The sequence below is a fragment of the uncultured Campylobacter sp. genome (genome assembly GCF_938045775.1).
GTDB lineage: Bacteria > Campylobacterota > Campylobacteria > Campylobacterales > Campylobacteraceae > Campylobacter_B.
In genome coordinates, this window is the sequence record NZ_CALIBH010000103.1 from 1 (window position 1) to 2,636 (window position 2,636).

Here is a 2,636-nt window from a genome sequence, read left to right on the forward strand (position 1 = left end):
TTTATCGCCTTCGCCCGCATCGCCTGCGATCGCCCGCGCTAATCAATCGCTAATCAACCAAATCGCGAGTTAAATTTTAATCCCGCGGCTTCGTTTAAATTTTACCCGTCTCGCCACGCGCGGATTGCGATAAATTTAGCTCACGCTCCTTTGCGTGCTCGCTCCACTCGCAGCTTTGCAAGTACAAAATCCGCGCGAACGAATGCAAAATTTAATCGCGCTCTTGTTATTCGCGCAAAGACCGTCTGCAGACTTCGGCGCACCGGATTGCTCAAGCTTAATGAGCGCCGATCAACTCATACCTTCATGCAAGCCCCGCTGCGCTCGCGCCGACGCCAACTCGCGCGATCTGAGAGCATAAAGCTTTGCGAATACGACTTACTCGCAAATTTTATGCATCCCGCCCAAAGCAAGGCGCGGGCAGACTTTGAGCAAAACAGCGCCTTAATATTTATAATTAAACGTCAGCATAAAATTCCGCGGCTCGCCGTAGTAATTGTTTTGCCCCGCTACTCTGTTATTTTGATTGACGAAGTAACGCTTGTCGGTTATGTTTTTTACCGATAAATTTAAACTAAAATGCTCATTGTATTCATACGTAGCGTTGGCGTCCCATATCGTGTAGCCGCCCTGTACGGGGATGTCATTAGTGGGGTAATAAGCGCCCGTTGAGATATTGTGCCTAGTATATTGGTTGTCGGTCTTGCTCTGATATCGAAATCCGGCGCCCAAAGTGATCTTTTGCTGCGCTACGAGAGGAATTTCGTAGCTGCTGTAGAGCTTAAACATACGCTTAGGAATCCACGGCTTGGCATTAGCGCCCTTGCGATAATCGACGTTGCTTAACGCCGCAAGGCGCCTCTCATCCTTCATATACTCGCTTTTATTGTAGGTATAGCCTCCGAATACTTTCCACTCATCGGTAATTGCGCCGTTTGCTTCTATGTCAAAGCCTCTGGATCTGACCTTGCCGCTGGCTACCGATCTGCTTAGACCCGTAGCGTCATAATAATCGTAGTCGGTAACGGCTCTATTTTCCTGCTCGATCTGAAAGAAAGCTACGGTCGTATTTAGCGCGCTGTCGAAAAATTCCGACTTCAAGCCCACTTCGGCGTTATAGCCTACGATCGGCTCTAGAATTTTTTCGTTTCTATCCCTAGCGGTTTGAGGTTTATAAATTTCGGCATAGCTCGCATATAGCGAATGATCTCTCGAAAAATCCCACGTAAGCCCCACGTAAGGCGTGATCTTGTGTTTTTTAACGATATCGTCTTCGCTGTGGCGACCCGTGCGATAGTTATCCGTAGCGCTTTCTCGCTTTAGCCTTGAATATCTGCCGCCTACGAGCAGATGCCAATCATCGTTAAAATTATATCTCGTGCCCATCGCAACCATCTGCTGATAAATTTTAGTCGTGTAGTAAAGATTGTAGCAGCGGGTTCCAAGCGCGCATAGCGCGGTCGTATCATTCCAATTAGGCTCGTTGTTTATAAGCCCCTTATTAAAGCTCTCATATGTCAATCCCGCTGCGCCGCCGTAAACGTCTCTATCGTGCTGCGTAAATCTCTCCTTCGACGCAGTAGCGTTTATGAAAAAATCATGGCTTTGCCCAAACAATTCATAGCCGATATCGCTACCTACCTGAAAGCTTAGTTCTTTACTGCCGTTGTCGTATCTGTCATAGCTTATGTATCTACTCGCAGGATCCCTACCCACTCCGTGCCAGCCGCCGAATTTCAACAAGCTCTCGCTGTGAGTATAGTTTAGTTTGGCGTAAGCCTTGATATTATCGCTAAATTTATGATTTAGCTCCAAAAACGTATTATATTTTTCATAAACCGACCTGCTCCAATCCGATATAAAGGTCGTTCTTTTGCTTAAATTTAACGCGTTGCCGTCCTTGCCCACTACAGGAATGCCGAAAAGATCGTAAACGCTTCTCGTTTTTTGATAGATCACGCCGGCTAAAATTTCGCTAAAATCTCCTAGATCAGCTCCCACCATCGCCGATGCCGCGCCGCGTTCGGTATTTTGCAAATCTCTAAAGGAGCCCTCCTTGCCGCTTACGCCGATGAGCCGTCCTCGGAGCGAGCCGCTTTCGTTTAAGCCGCCCGTCACGTCCACGCTGCCGCGATAATAATCATAACTGCCCGCGCTTAGCGATAAATTCGCTCCGAGCTCTTTTTGAGGGCGCTTCCTTACTAAATTTATAGTTCCGCCCGGCTCGCCGTTACTCTGCGTAAGACCCGCGACGCCGCGTAAAACTTCGACGCGGTCGTAAAACGCCAAATCCGTGTGCTCCTTAGACTGCCCGTAAAGCCCCTGCGCCGCAAGGGCGGTAGTGGATTGCATGCCGTCTTCTTGGATATTATCGATGTTAAATCCCCTTGAAATCGGCAAACTCATACCGAATCTGCTAGTAGTGGTAATACCCGGTACGTAATTTAGCGCGTCGTCGACCTTAGTAAGGCTCAAATCCTTTATGAGCTGATCGGGCACGACGGAAACGGTTTGAGGCGTCTGGCGGATGCTTAGATCAAGACCGGTGGCGGTGTTCATATTATCGGTCGTATACATCCCTGTGCCCTCGGTAGTGGACAGATCGGCCTTGCCCGTGACGTTTATGGTGCCGAGAT

The 2,636-nt window shown here is 48.6% G+C and carries 1 protein-coding gene; it reads right to left on the reverse strand.

From position 1 onward, the window contains the following. Window positions 1-444: 444 nt before the first annotated feature. A partial coding sequence (locus Q0238_RS03975) for a TonB-dependent siderophore receptor (RefSeq protein WP_297943113.1) occupies window positions 445-2,636 on the reverse strand: 2,192 nt, incomplete at its 5' end.